General features: G+C 61.7%; 16 protein-coding genes and 1 tRNA gene. 5 read left to right on the top strand and 12 right to left on the bottom strand.

The window, feature by feature from the left end; translation table 11 throughout:
• Positions 1-11: 11 nt before the first annotated feature.
• From DW850_RS03055 to DW850_RS03035, 5 genes are all read right to left on the bottom strand, one after another.
• On the bottom strand, positions 12-851 hold the full coding sequence (locus DW850_RS03055; protein ID WP_117786201.1) for a hypothetical protein: 840 nt from the start codon (positions 849-851) through the stop codon (positions 12-14).
• The gene (locus DW850_RS03050) at positions 852-1,901 is read right to left on the bottom strand and encodes a hypothetical protein (protein ID WP_117759358.1); all 1,050 of its coding nucleotides are present in this window, start codon (positions 1,899-1,901) and stop codon (positions 852-854) included.
• A gap of 284 nt (positions 1,902-2,185) precedes the next feature.
• Positions 2,186-3,490: an ATP-binding protein gene (locus tag DW850_RS03045; protein WP_117786200.1), complete on the bottom strand. Its 1,305-nt coding sequence runs from the start codon at positions 3,488-3,490 to the stop codon at positions 2,186-2,188.
• 256 nt (positions 3,491-3,746) lie between these two features.
• Positions 3,747-5,777, bottom strand: coding sequence for a bilirubin reductase, long form (bilR, locus tag DW850_RS03040; protein WP_233540595.1), 2,031 nt, complete (start codon positions 5,775-5,777; stop codon positions 3,747-3,749).
• A 453-nt stretch (positions 5,778-6,230) separates the two neighbouring features.
• Positions 6,231-6,307, bottom strand: a tRNA-Met gene (locus tag DW850_RS03035).
• A 196-nt stretch (positions 6,308-6,503) separates the two neighbouring features.
• On the opposite strand from DW850_RS03035, the gene DW850_RS03030 reads away from it, so the two are divergent.
• On the top strand, positions 6,504-7,277 hold the full coding sequence (locus DW850_RS03030) for a type III pantothenate kinase (RefSeq protein WP_158565210.1): 774 nt from the start codon (positions 6,504-6,506) through the stop codon (positions 7,275-7,277).
• A 105-nt stretch (positions 7,278-7,382) separates the two neighbouring features.
• On the opposite strand, the gene DW850_RS03025 is transcribed toward DW850_RS03030, so the two are convergent.
• The 4 genes from DW850_RS03025 to DW850_RS03010 form a co-directional block, all read right to left on the bottom strand.
• The gene (locus DW850_RS03025) at positions 7,383-8,579 is read right to left on the bottom strand and encodes an ATP-binding protein (protein WP_117786197.1); all 1,197 of its coding nucleotides are present in this window, start codon (positions 8,577-8,579) and stop codon (positions 7,383-7,385) included.
• 252 nt (positions 8,580-8,831) lie between these two features.
• Complete coding sequence (locus DW850_RS03020; RefSeq protein WP_117786196.1) at positions 8,832-9,533, bottom strand: hypothetical protein; 702 nt, start codon at positions 9,531-9,533, stop codon at positions 8,832-8,834.
• Entirely contained in the window at positions 9,534-11,264 is a 1,731-nt protein-coding gene (gene folP, locus DW850_RS03015; RefSeq protein WP_117786195.1) for a dihydropteroate synthase, read from the bottom strand.
• Between the two features lie 95 nt (positions 11,265-11,359).
• Positions 11,360-12,112, bottom strand: coding sequence for an NAD-dependent protein deacylase (locus DW850_RS03010; RefSeq protein ID WP_117786194.1), 753 nt, complete (start codon positions 12,110-12,112; stop codon positions 11,360-11,362).
• 114 nt (positions 12,113-12,226) lie between these two features.
• Here DW850_RS03010 and DW850_RS03005 point away from each other — a divergent pair, with 114 nt between their 5' ends.
• Positions 12,227-13,045 (top strand): exodeoxyribonuclease III, encoded by an 819-nt coding sequence (locus tag DW850_RS03005; RefSeq protein WP_117786193.1) that lies wholly within the window; start codon positions 12,227-12,229, stop codon positions 13,043-13,045.
• A 535-nt stretch (positions 13,046-13,580) separates the two neighbouring features.
• Here DW850_RS03005 and DW850_RS03000 read toward each other — a convergent pair.
• Genes DW850_RS03000 through DW850_RS02990 form a run of 3 tightly spaced genes read right to left on the bottom strand, consistent with a single transcriptional unit; the run spans position 13,581 to position 16,829 of the window.
• Positions 13,581-14,294, bottom strand: coding sequence for a DUF6580 family putative transport protein (locus DW850_RS03000; protein ID WP_117786192.1), 714 nt, complete (start codon positions 14,292-14,294; stop codon positions 13,581-13,583).
• A 4-nt stretch (positions 14,295-14,298) separates the two neighbouring features.
• The gene (locus DW850_RS02995; RefSeq protein ID WP_117786191.1) at positions 14,299-15,942 is read right to left on the bottom strand and encodes an ABC transporter ATP-binding protein; all 1,644 of its coding nucleotides are present in this window, start codon (positions 15,940-15,942) and stop codon (positions 14,299-14,301) included.
• Positions 15,942-16,829, bottom strand: coding sequence for an energy-coupling factor transporter transmembrane protein EcfT (locus DW850_RS02990; RefSeq protein WP_233540594.1), 888 nt, complete (start codon positions 16,827-16,829; stop codon positions 15,942-15,944). The genes DW850_RS02995 and DW850_RS02990 overlap by 1 nt, the downstream gene beginning before the upstream one ends.
• A gap of 199 nt (positions 16,830-17,028) precedes the next feature.
• Between DW850_RS02990 and glmU the strand changes: the two genes are divergently transcribed.
• The 3 genes from glmU to pth all read left to right on the top strand — a co-directional run bounded on the left by glmU (position 17,029) and on the right by pth (position 20,472).
• Positions 17,029-18,441 carry a bifunctional UDP-N-acetylglucosamine diphosphorylase/glucosamine-1-phosphate N-acetyltransferase GlmU gene (gene glmU, locus DW850_RS02985; RefSeq protein ID WP_117786190.1) on the top strand — a complete coding sequence of 471 codons (1,413 nt, stop codon included), beginning with the start codon at positions 17,029-17,031 and terminating at the stop codon, positions 18,439-18,441.
• 191 nt (positions 18,442-18,632) lie between these two features.
• On the top strand, positions 18,633-19,619 hold the full coding sequence (locus DW850_RS02980; protein ID WP_089573682.1) for a ribose-phosphate pyrophosphokinase: 987 nt from the start codon (positions 18,633-18,635) through the stop codon (positions 19,617-19,619).
• Positions 19,620-19,842: 223 nt separating this feature from the next.
• Complete coding sequence (gene pth / locus DW850_RS02975) at positions 19,843-20,472, top strand: aminoacyl-tRNA hydrolase (RefSeq protein WP_199575510.1); 630 nt, start codon at positions 19,843-19,845, stop codon at positions 20,470-20,472.
• Positions 20,473-20,627 lie beyond the last annotated feature (155 nt).

The following is a 20,627-nucleotide window of genomic DNA, read 5'->3' as shown; positions in this document are numbered from 1 at the left end:
CGCCCCCTCTCCTACTTGCCGCTCGTGTTGCGCGCGATCAGGTAAATCACGTCGGTCTCTTTGGCGCTCTCGTCCCACGAAAGCTTGATGATAAAGTTAAGCGTGTCATTGCCAGTCGAGTTGTCGAGTGTCTTAGCGTTGAGGTCGCCTTTGCCGAATTTCTTGTATCGGTAGAGCGGGCGCGCGTTGCGCTGGACGTTTTGATAGTCCTTGAATGTAGGGTCGCTTGCGCCCTCGCCCGGCACGGCTGCCAGACCGTCGTTCTCCTTGTTGATATATTCGAAGCTCGTCAGCAGGTTCTCTCCGGTTGCTTTCCAGCTATAAGATTTGCCGTCTGCGGTACCGCTCACGTCGGGCGTCTGGAGCGCAGACGTGTTCTCGGCTCTGTACAGCTCAATAGTGAGACCCGTAATGTTGGTCGTATTCGCGAGTTGCAGCTCAAAACCGTCACCGCCCGTCTGCACGCAAAACGGGCGCTTGAGCGTCACCGTGTTGCCGGTCTTGGTATCGCCGTATTCGGGGTTGTAGCTCAGGTCGACCTGCTCTGTTGCCGTAGCGTTGGGGCCCAGCACTTTGAGCTCCGCCGGCTCCTTGATCTTGCCAACGGTGGAGCCGCGATTGGCATCGACGAACCATCCGAGCGTCAATCCCAGCAACACGAGAAGCACGGCCACCAGACCCATGATGGCCAGGGATTCGCGACGGTGGTCGCTCACCCAAGCCTTGATGCGCTCGATGCGGCCAGCCGGACGCGCTTCGCCGTGCGAGCCGAACCCGTTGCCGCCGGGGTTTGCCGCTCCTTCGTTGTGTTTGATATCGCCCTGCTCGCGGGCATTAAGCTGCTCGTCCATTTATTTATCCGCCTCCTTGGCGGTGAAGCGCACGCGAATGTACTTGACGTTCTTGCCGATAATCTCGTCGGCGTTGTTGTAGTAGCTGGCGCAGGTTTCCACATCCGCAGAGGACATGCCGGCTCCGACAGGCGGAACCGCGCTAGGCGCCTGACCTGGCACGCTCGTGCTATCGGCGCGGAAATAGCGCGCGTGGTTATTGTTGATGTCGCCGACGAGGGTTGTGTATCCCCCCTCGTCGCCTGTGTTAGCGAAAAGGTTGCCACCGTAGCCGGCGTTGCCCGTGCGAACATAGCTCTTGAACTGTTCCGGCCAAATCCAGTAGAGGGTTTTGGTGACGGTTTCGGTCGTGCTATTTGAGTCCGCAGCGTAAAAGCTCGACTTTGGGATGGTAAAGCTCTGCGTAATGACGGTGACGCTGGCCCCGTCCTGGGTCACCGTGGTGGTCGTGGGGACCAGCGGATTCGAGTAAAAGCCAGAGGCATCTTTGCCCTGAAAAACCAGGATATGACCGCGCACCAAATCTTTAAGCGAGTTGATGATCTCTTCGTTTTTCGATGCATCCGCAGCAGTGCCGCCCGTGCCCGCAACGCTCGTCTGAACAGAAATTTCCCAGGTCATCTCCACCGTGATATCGTGCAGGTCATTGCAGAGCGGCCTGACGTTGAGCTGGAGCTGGCCGGCCGACCCCGGAGAGAGACCGCCATCGGTGCTCATGTTATTGAGGTTGAAAAGATTGTTCACGGCAAGGCTTGTACTGTCCGACGCGTAGTTGTCCTGAGTGTCGTACTTACCCGCCGTGCCGCCCTGCGTTCCCGAGAGCACAAACCGCGGGCCCTTCGCCGCGATCGTGCTCCCCGTGGCACTCACTCGGTTATTCGCGGCAAACCAGGCCAGGCATGCAAAGATGGCAACGATGGCGGCCAGCACAAACAGACCGCTCACCAGGAAATCCTTCCAGAAATCCTTGAGGGTCCGCACGTGCTCGTCGGCAGCTTGGCGGTACTCGGCCGCCGTCTTGTGCTGCTGGAGCTCGCTATGTCGGTCCATGCCACTCATCGTTTACGTTTGCCCTGCTAGCGGGCGTGCCATCCTTTCCGCTCGGTCGCGTTTATCCGTTGTTCGCAGGTAGAGAATTCAGGCAGAATACAACACCATACGATAAGGTAAAAGAATAGCATTGACCTGCGGTTTGCTCCACAGCGCAAGCCTTAATGATGTCTTAAAGATTACGAATAGCAGCTTCTTCCATATGCCAAGGACATGGTGCAAACAAACCTGACCACTTGCACCAATCCGCAGCACCGGGCAGCGGGCACACGGCGTGCCGCCCCTTAACACCCCAGCGCGCGCACGGGTATCACGTAGATACCGTCCTCGACCTCGCGGGCGTACTCACCCACCCCCACAATCACGGCCATAAACTCCGGTTCGCGTGTGCGTGAACGAGGATTTCCACAGACCTTCTTGCGAACGCGCTTGAGGCTCTCAACGCCGGCACTCGCCTTATCTTCACTTACCTTAATCTCAAAGGCGGCCCACCGTCCGTCGGCTAGCTGCACGATAGCATCGCACTCAAGGCCCGAATCGTCGCGATAATAGCGCACGGGAGTGCTATCCAGCAGGTCGAGCGAACGTGCGTAGACCGAAAGGTCGCGTATGACCAAATTCTCAAACACCAGACTAAATGTCTGCCAGTCGGCAAGCAGCGCCTGCAAGGACATACCTAGCAAGGCACAAGCAAGGCTCGGATCTGCCAGATAGCGCTTGGGCTTGACGGTAAAGCGCCGTTTGTCGCGCGCGGCGGGAACCCAACCGGGGACCTCCTCGAGAATGAACATGCCTTTGAGAGCATCCAAGTACCTGCGCACCTTGGTCTCATCGGCAAACGCTGCGGGTTCCTCCTCGGCACCGAACATATCCATAAGAATCGTTTTATACGTGGCTGCCTGTCCCAGATTGCGCGCTATCGATGCGGAGACTCGACGAGCAATATCGGGGTCGAGACCGACCGCCGGAAAGCTGCTCGAAAACGTGGTGTTGAGATATTCGCGGGCGATGAGCTGAGCGTCAGCCGAAACCATATCGATCGCCTCGGGCCAGCCGCCGCGGCAAGCGGCTTCGACAAGCCCCGGTGTATCGCCATTGCACCGGCAGGGCTCAAAACGATGCTCAAACAAGCCCGCCAGGCTCACCTTGCCGTTGGACTCACCTGTCTCGGCAAGTGTCATGGGGTGCATGCGGACGTGACCGATGCGGCCGGCTCCACTATGCGCGGGCGCCTCCCCCTTTGAGCCAAACGCAGGCGTGGCGGAACCCGTGAGGATATAGGCGCCGCGCGTACCCCGGGTGCGGTCAACCTCGTGTCTAACGTAGTCCCAAATTTGGGGAACGCGCTGCCACTCATCGATAATATGCGGACGGTCTCCCAGCAACATCATCGCCGGGTCGGCACGCGCGAGGTCGAGATTCTCGTCGACATACGAGACGGACGCCCCATGCTCAAGCGCGGCCCACGTCTTGCCACACCACTTGGTGCCTGCAATCTCGACCGCGCCAAAGACGTGAAGGTAGCGCTCGATTTGCGCATCCACGATACGTGGGATGTATCCGTCCCGATGTAGCCTCTCACCTGCCATGAGCCACCCCCGCAGATTTCCAGGTCCTGCTTTCTGATTCTTCTATTCCACTGTAGCAAATTCGGATTTTCGGGTAGTTGCGATTCGGATTTTCGTGTTCATATAGTTCGGATTTTCATGTTCTAAGGATTCGGATTTTCGGGTGCTCAAGATTCGGATTTTCTGAACCCGCTGATCAGGGACACTCTATTGGCAAAAAGGCGGGGAGCACCGATACGGCACTCCCCGCCCACTCAATACGCGATAGCTTTCTTGCTTAGAGCTCGTTGGCCGCGTGATACGCCGTGCGAATGGCGCTCGCAATATCGGCGGTACGCTCGCCCGAGCAGTCGCCCACGCAGGTCACGGGCACCGTCACGCCGTCCAGGTCAAACGCGTTGGCCTTGGAGCCCACGGCCATCACCACGTAATCGCAGGCGATCTTCACCGGCTCCTCGGCGCCGTCCTCGGTGGTGCGAATGGCCTCCACGCCCTCGTCGGTAATGGCGGTCAGGCGGGTCTTCACGTGCTGCTCCACGTTGTGCTCGGCAAAATCGCTCATGATCAGTGGCAGAATGGTCTCGGACTCGCCCGCGGCAATCTTGTCGAGCATCTCCACGATCGCCACCTCGCAGCCGTGCTGCAGCAGGTACTCGGCAGTCTCGGTGCCCACCAGGCCACCGCCAATGACGGCGACGCGGCCCGTAAGCTCCACCTTGCCGGCCAGCACGTCCCAACTCGAGACGACCTTGTCCGAATCGGCACCCGGAACGGGGATGACCACGTCGTGCGCGCCCACGGCCACAATCGCAGCGTCGGCGGCGTTGAGGTCCGCGGGGCTAGCGGCATGGTTGAGCTCAACCTTCACGCCCAGGCCGGGCAGAATCTTCTCGTAGTACTCGACCGAGCGCATGATCTCGTCCTTGCGCGGGGGCGCGGCCGCCAGCACAATCTGACCGCCCAGATGATCGCTCGCCTCGTAGACGGTCACGTCGTAGCCGCGCTTGGCCGCCACGCGCGCGGCCTCCAGGCCGGCAATACCGCCGCCCACCACGGCAATCTTCTTGTCGCCCTCGCCCGGCTTAATAGCGATGGTCGCCTCGTCGCCGTTCTCGGCATTGAGCACGCACGAGATGTACTGGCGGTTTTGAATCGCATCGACGCAACCCTTGTTGCAGTTGAGGCACTCGCGGATGGGCTCACCCGTGGCGGCCTTGAGCGCAATGTCGGGGTCGCACATGAGCGAGCGGCCGTACGCGACGATGTCGGCCGAACCGTCCTCCAGGATCTTCTCGCCGGCCTCAACCGAGACAACGCGGCCGACGGTTGCCACCGGCACAGAGACCAGGGCCTTGACGCGCTCGGCCACGGGCAGCGTCCAGTTGTAGGGCATGGCGCCCATGGGCGGAATGGTGTCTCCCATGTTGCCGGTGTGGTTGGCCTGCGCGACCTGGATCATGTCGATGCCCGCGCCCTCGAGCAGCTTGGCAAACTCGCAGGCCTCATCGGGCTGCAGGCCGCCCTTGCCGCGCGGCGTGCCGTCGGGGTTCTCCATGATCACGGGGAGCTTGTACTCCACCATCAGCTCCGGCGCGGCCTCCTTAATGGCAGCGACGACCTCCAGCGCGTAGCGAACTCGGTTCTCGAACGAGCCACCGTACTCGTCGGTGCGCTGGTTGAGGATGGCCGAGCACAGCGAACCCACCAGACGGTCGCCGTGGACCTCGATGGCGTCGATGCCAGCCTGCTGTGCGCGGGCGGCCGAGGCGGCGATGGCCTCCTTGATCTGGGTGAGTTGCTCCACGGTGGCCTCGTTCACAAAGTGCTGCATGTCGTGGTGCAGCTTGGCGTAGGCCTGCTTGCGAATCTCGTTGGACTCGGCCATCTTGGCGGCGAAGGTCTCCTCGTCGCCGGCGGCCTTGGCCTCCTGCGCGGCCTTGGCGGCGGCCATGGAGCCCATGACCATGCGGCCGACGCCGGGCACGTCGTACTCGGGGTGGAACAGCTGCAGCGCGACCTTGGCGCCGTGCTTATGGACGGCGTCAGCCAGCGCCTTAAACGTGGGGATCTGGGCGTCGGTCGCCAACTTGGGCGTGGGGCTTGCGGTCATAACGGGAGCAACGTCGCCGATGACGATGTAGCTCACGCCGCCACGGGCCAGGCGCTCGTAAAAAGCCAGGCTGCGCTCGCCGATGGAACCGTCGCGCTCCTCGTAGCCGGTGGTCAGCGGCGGGAACATAATGCGGTTTTTGAGCTCAAGGGGGCCAACCGTAATGGGCTGGAGCAGCTTGGATGCGGGTGCGGTCATGGACATTCCTCTCTTGTAGGCGCGGCGGCGATGTTGCCGCGTAGTTGTCTAGAGGATATGACATGGGAGCACAGTGGTGCAACGGAAATCGGCGAATATCAGGTGGCGGCGGGTGGATGGGGATGGGCGGGGCGGCCCGTCGGTTTATCTCAATCTGTAACAGTTACGCGGCAAAATCGGGTCTTACTGTTACAGATCGAGACAAACGGGACCCGCCTGCTAGAAAATCTCAATCTATAACAACAACTCGGCGAAATCCGTCCCTCGTGTTATAGATTTAGACAAACGGGACCCAATCCACCGGTATATCTCGATCTGTAACATCTAGCCGCCCAAATCGGGTCTAGATGTTACAGATCGAGATCTTTGATTGAGAGGTTGGGAATTGGACCGAAAACACGGTCCCGGAATAACAAAAAAGCTCGCCGGCTAGGCCGACGAGCTGCAAGTTCTTGGTCGCGGGGGCAGGATTTGAACCTACGACCTCCGGGTTATGAGCCCGGCGAGCTACCAGACTGCTCCACCCCGCAATGTCTGGGCGCCTCATGTGCGCAAGAAAGAATATTACGCGGGAGTTCGGTAAACGGCAAGGAAAATCTCGTAGAGCATAATTCCTTCATATTTAAACCCCTCAGCCCCTATCACCGTAAACGAATCGCGGCCGAGCGCCGTCGACGGCGCGTATACAATGGTGCGCGTCCTTTTATGCCAACACTGGGAGTAGACATGCTGCTCGCTATCGATATGGGAAACACGCAGACGGCCATGGGCCTGTTCGACGGAGACGAGCTGGTGCAGTCGTGGCGCATGCCCACCGACCGCTCCTATACCGCCGACGAGATCCACGTGCGCCTGATGGGTTTCTTTAAGATGTACGGCCTCTCGCTCGATGCGGTTGACGCGATCGCCTTTGCGGGCGTGGTGCCGCAGCTCTCGCGCGAGTGGCACGCCGTGGCCGACCGCATTGCCGCAGACGCCATCGTCATCGGGCCGCAGACGGCCGCCGTGACCAAGCTGCGCGCGGCGCGTCCCCAAGCCGTAGGCGCCGATCGCGTCGCTAACGCCGTTGCGGCCGAAACTTTCTACGGCGCGCCGGCAATCGTGGTGGACTTTGGCACCGCGACCAATATCGACGTCATCGATGAGGACGGTTATTACATTGGCGGAGCGATCGCGCCGGGCATCCGCATCTCCATGGACGCGCTTGCCGCCCGTGCCGCCAAGCTCGCCAGTGTGCCGCTCGAGGCGCCCGAGCATGCCATCGGCCGCGATACCGAGGAGTGCATCAAGGTCGGCGCCGTGGTGGGCGCTGCTGCCATGGCCGAGGGCCTGGTCGAGCGCATGAAGCGCGAGCTGGGCCGCGAGGATGCCACCGTTATCGCCACGGGCGGTCTCGCCGGCATCGTCGCCGATTCGACCGATGCCTTCGACGTGGTCGACGGACAGCTCACCATCAAGGGCATCTGCGAAATCTACCGCCGCATGCAGGAGCTGGGGTAAGGCAGGGGCTTAAGTCGAGCACGGGCGCGAGCGGCGGACTAAGCAATGCATCGGTCCTATTCCTCAAAAACGAAATTTTTTCAGTTTTGAGGAATAGGCTTTCTGCTACGCCTCGCCGCACAACCACCTCGCCAGGTCCACGATCTGCACTCCGTCGCGATCCGTGGCCTCGTGATGCGTGCGGGCGAGAATCATCTTGGGATACGCATCGCCAATGCTCAGCAGTGGCGAAATCTCGCGTTCAAATGTCTTATCCGAGCTGATGTAGTCGCTCACCTGAATGTAGAGTTTCTCGCTCCGCTTGATTGCTACAAAGTCTATTTCCTTTTTATAGAGCACGCCGACGTATACCTCGTATCCGCGACGCAGCAGCTCGATTGCCACCATGTTCTCGTATACGCGTCCCCAATCCATATCACGTGTACCAAGAAGCGCATATTTAAACGCATGGTCCGCCAGATAGTACTTCTCGCCGCTCTTAAGGTATTTTTTGCCGCGAATGTCGTACCGACGAACTTTATAGAAGGCAAACGCATCGCACAGGTACCCCATGTACGTGCCGACCGTCTTGTTCGTAATCTTTAACCCATCCGCATTTAATGCATCAGTAATGTTGCGTGCCGACGTAATGTTGGAAACGTTGTCCATCATGTAATCGGCAATGCGCAGCAGCGCCGATTCGTTTCTCACGTTATGCCGCTGCACGATATCTCTCACAATGAGCGTCTTGAAGACGTTGGAGAGATATTGATAGCGCTGCTCCTGCAGTGGATAAGGGTAAGAGCCGGACATACCGCCGGTTCTCGCGTACTCATCGAAGTCGCGGTCGACCTCGCCCTCGTCGCCATAGAGACGATACTCCTCAAACGAGAATGGGAAAACCTCGATCTCGAACGTACGCCCCGTAAAGAGCGTCGACAGATCGCTCGACAGCAAAAAGGCATTCGATCCGGTAATGAATATGTCGTACTGCTCGGATGCGTGAAGGCTATTGATCGCACGCTCAAAACCGTCGCACATCTGAACTTCATCGATAAGCAGAAAGTTTTGTTTGCCGGACACTCGATGCTCTTTTACATAGGCGAGCAGCGCGTGATACTCGAGCAGGTTCTCGAACTCATCGAGGTTGTAGTTGATATGGATGACATTCGAATTGGACAGATGTGCCTCCACGTAATCGCGGAGGGCCTCGAGCAATTTTGATTTACCGCTACGACGGATGCCCGTGATGACCTTGATGTCCGGCACGCCAATAAGACTCGTCAACGTGTCCATATATGACGTTCTATTGATGAGTTTCATCGGGGCCTCCTCGCGGTCTTTTATCGCTATTCCTCAAAACTGAAAAATTTTCAGTTTTGAGGAATAGGCTCTATAGCGAATATACCTCGCGAAAGACCGAGCCGCCTTAATCCTATTCCTCAAAAACGAAAATTTTTCAGTTTTGAGGAATAGGGCGCTGGCAACCCATTCCCCAGATAGGCGAAACCCTCCCCGGCACAGGCCGAGGAGGGTCTTGTTGTCATGTCTATCTTTGGGCGCGAACGCCCCGCGTTACAGCCCGCGAATCCGTACGGCCTCGGGCGGAAACTCCTGCTCGCCGGCATCGGTCTTGATGGTCGCGCGGCCCCAGATGTCCAGGCCCGCAAACACACCGACCGCAAGCGGCAAACCGTTGGGCGACACCGCCGCAACCTGACGACCCAGCAGCGGCACCATATCGAAGTACTCACCCAGCACCGGAGCCAGCGGGCCGGCAGCGCCCTGTGGTGTGTTGGCGGCAACCGCCCAGGTGTCCACGCGGGTCAGCACGGCGGTGGCCAATGCCTCGACCAGCACCTCGTCGGCCATATCCACGCCAAGCTCACCCAGCGCCGCACGCTCAATATCAACCGTCACTGCGGCAAACATGCCCGCGGCACCGGCACCGCCGTTGACGGCGACGCGCGCGAACGACGTCTCAAACGCAGGCGCACCGCACACGATATCGCTCGGCCACTGGATACCCACCTTACCGGCAAGGCCCAACCCCGGCGTCGAAGCCGTGCCCACGAGCGCGTCCATCATGCCCATCGCGGCCACAAACGGCAGGCCGTGGAAGGCGTGCATATTCACATCCGGACGCACGACCAGCGAAAACGTCAGCGAAGCATCGCCCGCGTTCCATGCGCACCAGCCCGCGGACACGCCCTCGCGGCCCGCGTCACGCGCCGCGTCGAGCTCGGTACCGGCGACAACAGCATTCATCTCGATCATCTACATACGCCCCAATTCGCCCACGATATGGCCCACGCGATCCTCGGGTCCCTTGACCTCGACACCGTTATAGCGGAAGAACCGCGCCGGGTCGTGCATCAGGTCCTCGAGCGGCACCAGCACAAAGTCGCGCTCGCCAATGAGCGGATGCGGCAGGCGCAGCTTTTTGCCGCCGTGGGTCTCGCCGTCCATCCACAGCAGGTCCAGGTCGATGGTGCGCGGACCGTTGGCCTTGGCCTTTTTGGAGCGGTCGCGGCCCAGCTCGGCCTCGATCTTCATGAGCTCGTCGAGCAGCACCAACGGCGCCAGCTCGGTCTTAATCTCGATGACGGCGTTGGCAAACGCGTCCTGGCGCGTCTCGTAGGCCGGCTCGCTCTCGTAGATCTTGGAGGAGTTGGACACGCAGGTGAGTGGAATCTCGGCGATCATGTCGCGTGCGGCGCGGATGTTGTCACAGCGATGCCCCAGGTTGGAGCCCACGGCCACAAACGCGCGGCGCGGCTGCGGCTTGGCAACCGCCCAGTAGCCGTTCAGGAACTGCGCAAAGCCCGCGGCGTCGTGCACGCGCACGATGTTGGCACCGGCCTGGATGGCGCCCAGGCACACGCCAAACGTAGCGGCATCGCGCTCGGCGGCCTCGGTCACGCCCGAGACGGCGCCCACAAAGCGCTTGCGCGATACGGCGCACATGAGCGGATAGCCCAGTGACGCCATCTTGGCAGTCTCGCGCTGGATGACGATGTCCTCGTTGGCCGTCTTGCCAAAGCCCGGACCGGGATCGATGCAGATGCGGTCGCGCGACACGCCGGCGTGGATGAGCGCGCGGGCCTGGTCGGACAGAAAGCCCATGACGCGGCGCATGATGGGCGCCGAATCGGGCAGGGTGAAGCGGCGGAGCTGCGAGGTGGGCACGTAGGCTTCCTCGCGGCGGGCGCTGCGGCGCATCATGGCGGCCAGGCGGTCATTGGGCTCCGATGCGGCCTCGGTGGCCTCGGGCGCGGGCGCGACGGTCTCGGCAGCAGCAGCCTGCTCGGCGGCCGGCGTCTCCTGCTCGTTTGCAGGCTCGGTCGCGGGCTCAGGTTCGCCAAACGGCAACGAGGGCTGCACCACGCCGCCCGGAAGCTTGGCCTCCGGCTTAGGCTCGCCCAGCAACTTGCCGCGACGGCGACGGGCCGGCTTCTCGGCCTCGCGCGCGGCCTCGGCAGCCGCTTCGCGTGCCTTCTCGGCAACAAACGCCGCTGCCGAGGTATCGAGCTGCACCGTTGCGTGCGTGCGCGCGGGCGCGGCGACCTCGCCGGCATGCATCACGATGACGCCACAGGTGCTCGTCTTAACAAACTCGACCATCTTGGGGTCGGTGAAGCCGGTCACGTCGTTGACGATCGAGGCGCCGCAGCGCACGGCCGCCTTGGCAACCGCCACATGACGCGTGTCAATCGAGACGATGGCGCCCTCTTTGGCCAGCGCGCGCACCACGGGCAGCACGCGGCGCGCTTCCTCATCGGGATTGACCGGGGTAAAGCCGGGGCGCGTGGACTCACCGCCCACGTCGATGATGTCGGCGCCGGCGTCGAGCATCGCCAGGCCATACTCGATCGCGGCATCCGGGTCGAAGTGCTCCCCGCCATCGCTAAACGAATCGGGCGTCACGTTGAGGACGCCCATGATGCGCGGGCGGTCAAAGCTGAGCTCATACTTTCCGCACCGCCATGTCTTGCTGTCGTTCGCCATGAACATCCTCCTAAAATGCCCACGCCGCCGAGCTTGGGGAGCTGGCGGCGGGGTCGCTTTGCACTCAGTCTTTCTATTGTATCCGCGCACGCGGGCTAGAACGCAAACGCGGCCGCGATGTCGCAAGAAATCAGCAGGTCGGCATTTGCATCCTGATCGGTGGGGGCAAGGTTGCATATGGCCAGTGTATCGCCGGTAAAGTAGCGTGTAAGACCCGCCGCCGGATACACCACGAGCGAGGTCCCGCCTACAATGAGGGCATCGGCCGCGGCGATGGCGGCAACGGCACCGGTCAACACATGCTCGTCGAGCGGCTCTTCGTAGAGCACCACATCGGGCTTGATGCGACCACCGCACGCGGGGCACACGGGCACGCCCGCGGCGTCCTCGTGCTCGCGCGAGCAAATCCACTCGGCGCTATAGACCGCTCCGCACGACTGACAAATGTTGCGATGGACCGATCCGTGCAACTCAAACACGCGCTGCGAGCCCGCCATCTGATGCAAGCCGTCGATGTTTTGCGTCACCACGGCATCAAGCTTGCCGACGCGCTCCAGCTCGGCCAGCTTGGTGTGGCAGCGGTTGGGCTTAGCGTTAAGCGCAATCATCTTGGTTCGGTAAAAGTCGAAGAACTCCGCCGGATGTGTCTCGTAAAAGCTGTGCGACAGCATGCTCTCGGGCGGATAGGCAAACTGCTGGTGATACAGGCCGTCCACGCTGCGAAAATCGGGAATGCCGCTTGCCGTGGAAACACCAGCGCCGCCAAAGAACACCACGTGCTCGTGGGTATTGAACAGCTCCGCCAGCGCGGCGGAGGCCTGCTTGGGATCTGTTATCGCTTGCGTCATGTTTGTCCTCCGTCCATGTTGGTCGGGGCGGCCGCGATTGCGCCGTCGTCCGCGGGGCCCGCCCCGCCCCTGTTGCGCTAATCTTAAGCCTGCCAACCCCGTCGAAAGGACACCATGCCTCAGACTTACACTTTCGCCTCGTGGAACGTCAACGGCCTGCGCGCCGTGCTCAAAAAGGACCCGAGCTTTATCCAGATCGCGCAAGAACTCGACGTCGATATCCTGGCGCTGCAAGAGACCAAGCTGCAAGAAGGCCAGGTCGATATTGACCTGCCCGGCTATCACCAAACCTGGAGCTACGCCGAGCGTAAAGGCTATTCGGGCACTGCGGTCTTTAGCCGCCAGAAACCGCTGCGCGTGCTGCACGCCGACGCACTGCTACCCTACGCCGGCGAGAACGAGGCGGCCGAGCTCGTCGCCCAAGCCGCAACCGAGGGCCGCGTCTGCGCGCTCGAGTTCGACAAGTTTTGGCTTGTGGATGTCTACACGCCTAACGCCCAAAATGAGCTCGCGCGCATCGATGTACGCATGGCTTGGGACGATGCCTATCGCGACTTTTTGAGCGCGCTTGAACGCGAGACCGGTAAGCCCGTCGTAACCTGCGGCGACTTTAACGTGGCGCACGAGGAGATCGACCTTAAGAACCCCAAACCCAACCGCGGCAACGCCGGCTTTTCGGACGAGGAGCGCGGCAAGTTTACCGAGCTGCTCGACGCCGGTTTTACCGACACCTGGCGCGCGGCCAATCCGGACGTCGAGGGCGTCTACAGCTGGTGGAGCTACCGCTTTAATGCCCGCAAGAACAACGCAGGCTGGCGCATCGACTACTTCCTGGTAAGCAACGCAATCGCCGGCAATGTGCGCGACGCCGGCATCCGCGGCGACATCTTTGGCAGCGACCACTGCCCCGTCACCCTCACCCTAGAGCTCTAGCCCCAACTGATCTCCTGGGGACGGAGGAAAAGGAATCATTTTCACTTCGCGAGATCATCCACGCAGCTCGCTTGCCACGAAACTGGCCCATCTACTACGTTTAAGCCACTACCCTCAACCACAGTGAACAACGCAGAAAGAAAACCGCAGGTAGAAAGCCTACGGTTTTTCATAAAACACGGTTGAGGTTGGGGGTGTCGGGCCAAACGTAGTAGATAGACCGATTTCGTGGCGGGCGGGTTCAGCTGATTCCCTGGGAACGTCTGGAGGCGAAAGAAAACGGATCAATTTGGCTCTCCGAGGGCCACGATGCCCGTCGTATCAGCCGGCTATTTCAAAACTATGCCGGTTTACGGGGCTGAATCGCGAACCCCCAACCATACGCAATTCCGAAATAATAAAACCGCAGGTAAACGGCTTGCTCTATTTCAAAAATAGCCGGCATGGTCTGCTTGTGCCAATCTGGCCCCGTAAACCGGCATAGTTTTAAAATGGCACTTCGGCAGTATTGATTCCCGCCCCGGCGCAACCAGCCCTACAGTCCGTACTTCACGACGACTCGGTTGATGCGGCGACACCAAGGCTTGTACAGGGCGACCAAAAACACGCAGGTCGCAAGGCCGTGCGTGATATCGAACGGCACCGCCGTGGCAAGACGCGCCATGGCACCCGCCCAAGTAAGCGGCTGTACAAAACCAATGATGTCATACGCGTTGATCACGACGCCATAGAGCAGGCCCGACGCAAAGCCGTACGCCAGCAGTGCTGGCATGCGCACGGTGCCGTCGGCGCGGTCGAACGCACCCGCATGCGCCAGCGCGCCGCCAACATAGCCAACCAGGCCCCAGGCATACATCTGCCACGGCGTCCACATGCCCTGTCCAAAAAAGAAATTGCTGGTCAGCGCCGCCAACGCGCCAACCATAAAACCATTGCGGCGACCAAGCGTCGCCCCCGCGATAATGGCGATGGCACTCACCGGTTTAAAGTCGGGAATGGGGCCAAACAAGATGCGCCCCGCCGCGGCCAACGCCGCCAGAACCAGCGTTGGCATAATCTGGCGCAGGCCCGGTCGCGACGCCTCGTAGCCTGCAAAGAACAGCGCAAGCACCAGCGCCACCACGACAAGCATGGCGAGTGCCGCCTGCTCAACGCCCGCCAGCAACGCCGCAGCCATCACGGCTGGCACCGCCAGCAGCAGCGGGATCTCCAGTTTTGCGAGCAGGCGCGCGACGCGATAATCCGTCATCCCATCACGCCCTATAAAACACGTTGTCGGCAAAGAAGTCGGCCGGCGGCTCCATGCAGGCAATCTCACCGTCAAACATCATGGCAATGTCATCGGCAACCTGCTCGGCAAAGTCCAGGTCGTGCGTCGCCATGACGACGGTGCCGCCAGCCTGCGCATGGTCGCGCAGGGCGCGGGCGATGATGCGGCGGCTGGCCAGGTCCAAACCCTTGGTGGGCTCATCGAGCAATAGCAGTTCGGGGCCGATCAACAGCAGCCTTGCCAACGCAAGCAGCTGACGCTGTCCGCCCGAAAGGTCATAGGGGTGGCGCTCCCCCAAGTCCGCGAGCCCCAGACTCGCCGCGCGCTCCCGCGCCATAGCCTCGTCGTACCCGCAGGCCGAAGCCCATTCCATCAGCTCGTCGCGCACCGTCTCGGCAACCAACAACGCCTTGGGATTCTGGGGCAGCAGCGCCGCCGATGCCGCCCCACGCACCATGCGACCACGCTGCAACTTGACCGTTTTGGCCAGTACCGAGAGCATCGTCGACTTGCCGCAGCCGTTTCCGCCCACAATCGCATGCACCGCACCGGCCGAAAACGCCACGTCGAGCCCGCGCAGCACCCAACCGCCCGCGCGATCGTAGCGAAACCAGCTCCCTGCCAGGGTGGTAGCCGACCCGCCGTGCATTTTTTGGAGTATTCTGCTCCCATCCGTGCGCGGGAAGGCTTCCGAGCCGTTCTTGAGCGACGTTTGCGCCACAAATTCGGACGATTTGTCCAATTCCGAACTTTTTTTCGCGCTCGATACGTCCCCGGGCGGCTCCAGAGAGCCCAAATTGTCCTCACGCCTGCTGAATACTCCGTTTTTTGCACATCGGACGGCACCCCACCCCAACATGTCGTCGGAAAACAGCGATTCTCGGCGTCCCAAAGAAACCATATCCGCCACCTCGCGCACGCGGCCGCCCTCAATCCGGTACGCACACGTCGCATACTCGAGCATTGGGCGCGGTTGATGCGTAGCCACAACAACCGTGCAGCCCAACTCACGGTTCACGCGAAACAGCGCGTGCAGAAAATTCTTCTCGGCAACGGGATCGAGCTGAGACGTGGGCTCGTCGAGTAGCAGCACACGCGGACGCAGCGCCAGGACGGCGGCAAGCGACAGCAGCTGCTTGCGGCCGCCCGAAAGCGTATCGGTATCGCGATGAAGCCAGTCCTCCAGACCAAAGAAATAGCTGGTCTCAGCTACGCGACGACGCATCTCATCACGTGCTAGCCCCAAGTTTTCCAGGCCAAACGCCATCTCGTGCCACACGGTTTCGCACACGATCTGGTTCTCGGGATCCTGGAACACATAGCCCACGCGCTCCGCCGATGCCCGCACGTCCATATCGGCAACGTTCTCGCCCAGCACGCGCGCATCACCAGTGCGCTCGCCCGCCGGCGCGATCTCGGGCTTGAGCAGCGACAGCAGCGTCGACTTGCCCGAACCGGTACCGCCAACAAGCAGCGCAAATGCACCTTGGGGAACACGCCAATCAAGCCCCTCGAGCACCGGTGCCTCGGCCCCGGGATAGGCAAAACTAAGGCCCTGCACCTCAATCGCCGGAATATCCGGGCCGCACGCCGCGCCCGACACCGGGCCCCTATCCAACCGAGCCATCAGCCAAACCTCTTCTCATCAATCGCGTGCGACGCGCAAGGCAGCATCATCCAGGCAGCGTACACGACATAGCCCCGCCACGGCGCCGGCACCGAGAGCTGCGGATAAAACGAATACTGCGTTGTCGCGGTCCATGCCACCGCCACCGCGGCGGCACCAAACACCGCAAGCCCAGCCAGCGCGGCAACGTCGCTGCGCCCCAGTCGATACCGCGCATACGTCGTACGACGCGTCGCGGCACCCCACCCGCGCGAGCGCATCGCGTCCGCGCGCTCCAGCGAATCTTCCATGCCCCAGCCCATCAACACGCTCGACGCCCGCAGGCGCGAGCATACGGGGTCGGCCGGCGCGCGGCCCGGCACATCAATCGCATCCTGCACCGCCAGCACCGTACGACCGCGGCGCAAAAACTGCGGGATAAGCCTCATGCACATCGAGATCATGAGCGCAATCACCGGTGCGGCATTACCCAGCAGCGCGAGCACCTTGTCGTATTCGAGCATCGACGCCGCGGCCTCAAACCACAGCACGCTCGCCACAAACAGCCCGCCCATGCACAGGCCGTATACCATGCTCTCCAGATACACCGCGCGCATACCAATACGGAACAGCTCCGTCGAGCCCGAGGCGCTAAACAGCGGATTGACCAGCGCGATAATCAAAATCACCGGCAGCTGCCAGCGAAGCGCCCCCAACGTGCGCGCAGCACTGCGCGTCGCAAGCCCGTATGCCAGCCCGCCCGCAAGCGACAGCGCGATCAGCACCGGTTGCATCGAGAACATGGTGAGCCCCAGCGTCAGCACCATGTAGAGGGCCGGCACAGCCGGATGCGACATCGAGAATGCCGCGACGGGCTCGCCGCCAAACTCCTCTTGTATGTTGTCCACGGGCACCCCCGTCCCCTCGCTCAAACGACAGCTCCGCAGCACCGCCAACGCCGCATGCAAGCAGCGCAAACGCCACGCCGGCGGCGCAAGCCTCAACCGCCGCAAACCAATCGCTACGCGCTCAACATATGCCTGCGGTATCATATTGCGCCGTGTATCGTTTCCAAACACACGTCTCTATAACGTAACAGGAGATCACATGGACGCAACCGCAATTATCCTCGCCGCCGGCGAGGGCACCCGCATGAAGTCGAACCACTGCAAGGTTTCGCACAAGATCCTGGGCAAGCCCATGGTTCAGTGGATCGTCGACGCCACCATCAAGGCCGGCTGCAGCCGCGTCGTGGTCGTCATCGGCAGCCACGCCGACGAGATGCGCGCCCTCATCGATGGCGCCTACGCCAACAGCGCCACCAGGGTCGAGTGCGTCGAGCAGACCGAGCGCCTGGGCACCGGCCACGCCGTCAAGGTCGCGCTCGAGGCCTGCGGCATCACGCAAGGCCCCGTCGTCGTGCTCAACGGCGACTTGCCGCTCATCACCGCTGACACCGTCGCCAAGTTCGCACAGACCGTCGCCACCGGCGAGCTCGCCTGCACCGTCATGACCATGACCCCGCCCGATCCTTTCGGCTACGGCCGCATCAAGCTGGGCGCCGATGGTCAGATCGAGCGCATCATCGAGCAGAAGGACTGCACGCCCGAGCAGGCCGCCACGCTGCTGGAGTGCAACGCCGGCTGCTACGCCTTCGACGGCGCGCAGCTTGCCGCCCACATTAACGAGATCGGCAACGACAACGCGCAGTCCGAGTACTATCTGCCCGACATGCTCGAAATCCTCAAGGGTCACGGCCAGGCGGTCTCCATCTTCCACTGCGACGACTACCGCGACGGTTTGGGCGTCAACAGCCGCATCCAGCTCGCACAGCTCACCGCCATTGCGCGCGACCGCATCAACGAGCACTGGATGGCCGAGGGCGTCACGTTCATCGACCCCACGCAGGCTTGGATCGGCCCCGACGCCACCATCGGCCGCGACACCGTCGTGTGGCCGCAGACGCACCTGATCGGCCACGTCACCGTGGGCGAGGAGTGCCAGCTCGGCCCCAACAGCCGCCTCACCGACACCACCGTCGGCAGCGGCTGCACCATCGATGAGACCATCGCCATCGAGTCCGTCATCGAGAACGGCGTCGACTGCGGCCCGCGCGCCTACCTGCGCCCGGGCACCCACATGCTCGACGGCTCCAAGGCCGGCACGCACGTGGAGATCAAGAAGTCCACGATCGGCGAGGGCTCCAAAGTGCCGCACCTGTCCTACATCGGCGATACCACCATGGGCTCCGGCGTCAACGTGGGCGCGGGCTCCATCACCTGCAACTACGACGGCGTACACAAGCACAAGACCGTCATCGGCAAGGATGCCTTCATCGGCTCCGACACCATGATGGTCGCGCCCGCCCAGATTGGCGACGGCGCGCTCGTGGCCGCCGGCTCCGTCATCACCGAGCCGGTCCCGGCCGACGCACTCGGCCTGGGCCGCGCCCGTCAGGTAAACATTGAGGGCTGGGCCGCCGATTATCGCCGCCGTCTGCACGAGGACGACGAGGTATAACGTTTTACCAAGCATCTAAGGAGCTGTTCCCATGGGGGCGGCTCCTTTTTCTATGCTGACCTGCGCGGCCGGATGAGTGGTCGGTTCGTGTCCGTTGACGGTAAAGACGTTATCAAGACCCGATTAACCCCGTCGCGCGGTTACAATGCAACAAGGCATCTATATTGCATTCGATATAAAGGAGAAGGGTAATGCCGATTAATGATCCCGAGAAGTCGGAGAATATGCGCAAGTCCATCCGCGTGTATTCCGGTTCCTCCAACCGTCCCCTCGCTCAGAAGATCGCTGAGTACCTTGGGGTCGAGCTTTCGGGCCTTACGCTAAAGCAGTTCGCCAACGGTGAGATTTACGCCCGCTACGACGAGACCGTCCGCGGCGCCGACGTCTTCCTGATTCAGTCCGTGGCCGGCGGCAACGTCAACGACATGCTCATGGAGCTGCTCATCGCCACCGACGCTGCCAAGCGCGCATCCGCCCGCTCCATCACCGCCGTTATCACCCACTACGGCTATGCCCGCCAGGACCGCAAGGCCGGCCCGCGCGAGCCCATCACCGCCCGCCTCGTCGCCAACCTGCTCGAGCGCGCCGGCGTCAACCGCATCATCACCCTCGACCTGCACCAGGGCCAGATCCAGGGCTTCTTCGATATCCCGGTTAACCACCTGTCCGCACTGCCGCTGTTTGGCCAGTACTACAACGACATGCACTTCGACACCGACAACCTGGTTGTCGTCTCCCCCGATGTGGGCCGCGCCAAGGCCGCCAAGAAGCTGTCCGACATGCTCGGCTGCGACCTGGCCATCGCCCACAAGGGCCGTCCGCGCCACAACGCCGCCGAGGTCATGGGCATCATCGGTGACATCAAGGGCAAGACCTGCATCATCAACGACGACATGATCGACACCGCTGGCACCCTGTGCGCCAACGTCAAGGAGCTCAAGGCAATGGGCGCCGGCGACATCTACGTGTGCGCCACCCACGGCATCTTCTCCGGCCCGGCCATCGAGCGCCTGAACGATGCCCCCATCGTCGAGTGCGTCGTCACCGACGCCATCCCCGTCGAGGTCGGCGGCAAGATCAAGACCATCTCGGTCGCCGAGGAGTTCGCTCAGGCCATTTCCGCCGTTTACCACGAGGAGCCCGTCTCCACGCTCGTCGGCGGCGACTTCGCGCTGTAATCGCATCGTCCTTGCAACCCGGCGCTTCGCCGTCGGAACAGAAGAAACCCCCGCGCTCCCCCTTGCTTCGCAAAGGTCGCGCGGGGGTTTCTTCTGTTCCGACGGCTCGCTCTGCCGCGGCCGCGCTTTTGTCTGGTGGGATTTCGCTGAAACGAAGTCTCGCCTTCGGCGGGCGTGGTAGCCTTTGTCGTTGATTAAACTTTTTATGTAACGGAGGACAAACATGGCAGCTGCACAGCCGCTTAAGATTCGCATGGTTGCCGGACTTGGCAACCCTGGCGAGGAATATGCCGAGACCCGCCACAACGCTGGCTTTAAGGCAATCGACAAGTTGGCCCGTCAGGCCGGCGTCACGTACTGGAAAAACCAGGCAGGCGCCGAGGTCGCGCTCATCAACATCAACGATCCCGAGGAAGAGGGCGGTAAGCGCCAGATTGTACTGGTCAAGCCGCAGTCGTACATGAATACCTCGGGCGGCCCCATCTCCAAGCTCTGCCGCGAGTACAAGATCAAGGCCGAGGAGCTGCTCGTCATCCACGACGAGCTCGATATTCCCGCCGGCGACGTGCGTGTTAAGGTGGGCGGAGGCCATGCCGGTCACAACGGCCTGCGCTCCATCATCGACAAGATGGGCAGCCGCGACTTTAGCCGCATCCGCACCGGCATCGGCAACCCTCCCGGCAAGATGGCCGTGGCAGACTACGTGCTCAAGCAGCTGCGCGCCCGCGAGGCCGAGGACTTCCAGGACACCTGCGCCCGCGCCGCCGACGCCGCCGGCCTGGCAATCGTGCACGGCGTGATCTATGCCCGCGACCACGTCAACGGCGCCGCTTCCTCCAACGGCAAGCACTAAAACCTACCATTTAGGGATGTTTATTTTGGCGGGTTTTATCTACGAAAACGCCCCGGTGGCCACATCGAAATAAACCCCGCACTGCCATACACACATAGCGCCCCAAAGGGGGCCGGCCTCATCACAACCTGAGGCCGGCCCCCTTTGCCGTTTTG

Source organism: Collinsella sp. AM36-4AA (assembly GCF_003467795.1).
Taxonomy (GTDB): Bacteria; Actinomycetota; Coriobacteriia; order Coriobacteriales; family Coriobacteriaceae; genus Collinsella.
The sequence above is the reverse complement of the archived record's forward strand: the minus strand, read 5'-3'. Positions and strand labels throughout refer to the sequence as shown.

What these genes read in the sequence shown, in the direction of transcription:
- DW850_RS02980 (WP_089573682.1), top strand. Translation starts at nt 18,633, where the DNA reads ATGCCGATTAATGATCCCGAGAAGTCGGAGAATATGCGCAAGTCCATC.
- DW850_RS03030 (WP_158565210.1), top strand. Translation starts at nt 6,504, where the DNA reads ATGCTGCTCGCTATCGATATGGGAAACACGCAGACGGCCATGGGCCTG.
- folP (WP_117786195.1), bottom strand. Translation starts at nt 11,264, where the DNA reads ATGGCGAACGACAGCAAGACATGGCGGTGCGGAAAGTATGAGCTCAGC.
- DW850_RS03020 (WP_117786196.1), bottom strand. Translation starts at nt 9,533, where the DNA reads ATGATCGAGATGAATGCTGTTGTCGCCGGTACCGAGCTCGACGCGGCG.
- DW850_RS03055 (WP_117786201.1), bottom strand. Translation starts at nt 851, where the DNA reads ATGGACGAGCAGCTTAATGCCCGCGAGCAGGGCGATATCAAACACAAC.
- DW850_RS02995 (WP_117786191.1), bottom strand. Translation starts at nt 15,942, where the DNA reads ATGGCTCGGTTGGATAGGGGCCCGGTGTCGGGCGCGGCGTGCGGCCCG.
- DW850_RS03010 (WP_117786194.1), bottom strand. Translation starts at nt 12,112, where the DNA reads ATGACGCAAGCGATAACAGATCCCAAGCAGGCCTCCGCCGCGCTGGCG.
- glmU (WP_117786190.1), top strand. Translation starts at nt 17,029, where the DNA reads ATGGACGCAACCGCAATTATCCTCGCCGCCGGCGAGGGCACCCGCATG.
- bilR (WP_233540595.1), bottom strand. Translation starts at nt 5,777, where the DNA reads ATGACCGCACCCGCATCCAAGCTGCTCCAGCCCATTACGGTTGGCCCC.
- DW850_RS03005 (WP_117786193.1), top strand. Translation starts at nt 12,227, where the DNA reads ATGCCTCAGACTTACACTTTCGCCTCGTGGAACGTCAACGGCCTGCGC.
- DW850_RS03000 (WP_117786192.1), bottom strand. Translation starts at nt 14,294, where the DNA reads ATGACGGATTATCGCGTCGCGCGCCTGCTCGCAAAACTGGAGATCCCG.
- DW850_RS03045 (WP_117786200.1), bottom strand. Translation starts at nt 3,490, where the DNA reads ATGGCAGGTGAGAGGCTACATCGGGACGGATACATCCCACGTATCGTG.
- pth (WP_199575510.1), top strand. Translation starts at nt 19,843, where the DNA reads ATGGCAGCTGCACAGCCGCTTAAGATTCGCATGGTTGCCGGACTTGGC.
- DW850_RS03050 (WP_117759358.1), bottom strand. Translation starts at nt 1,901, where the DNA reads ATGGACCGACATAGCGAGCTCCAGCAGCACAAGACGGCGGCCGAGTAC.
- DW850_RS03025 (WP_117786197.1), bottom strand. Translation starts at nt 8,579, where the DNA reads ATGAAACTCATCAATAGAACGTCATATATGGACACGTTGACGAGTCTT.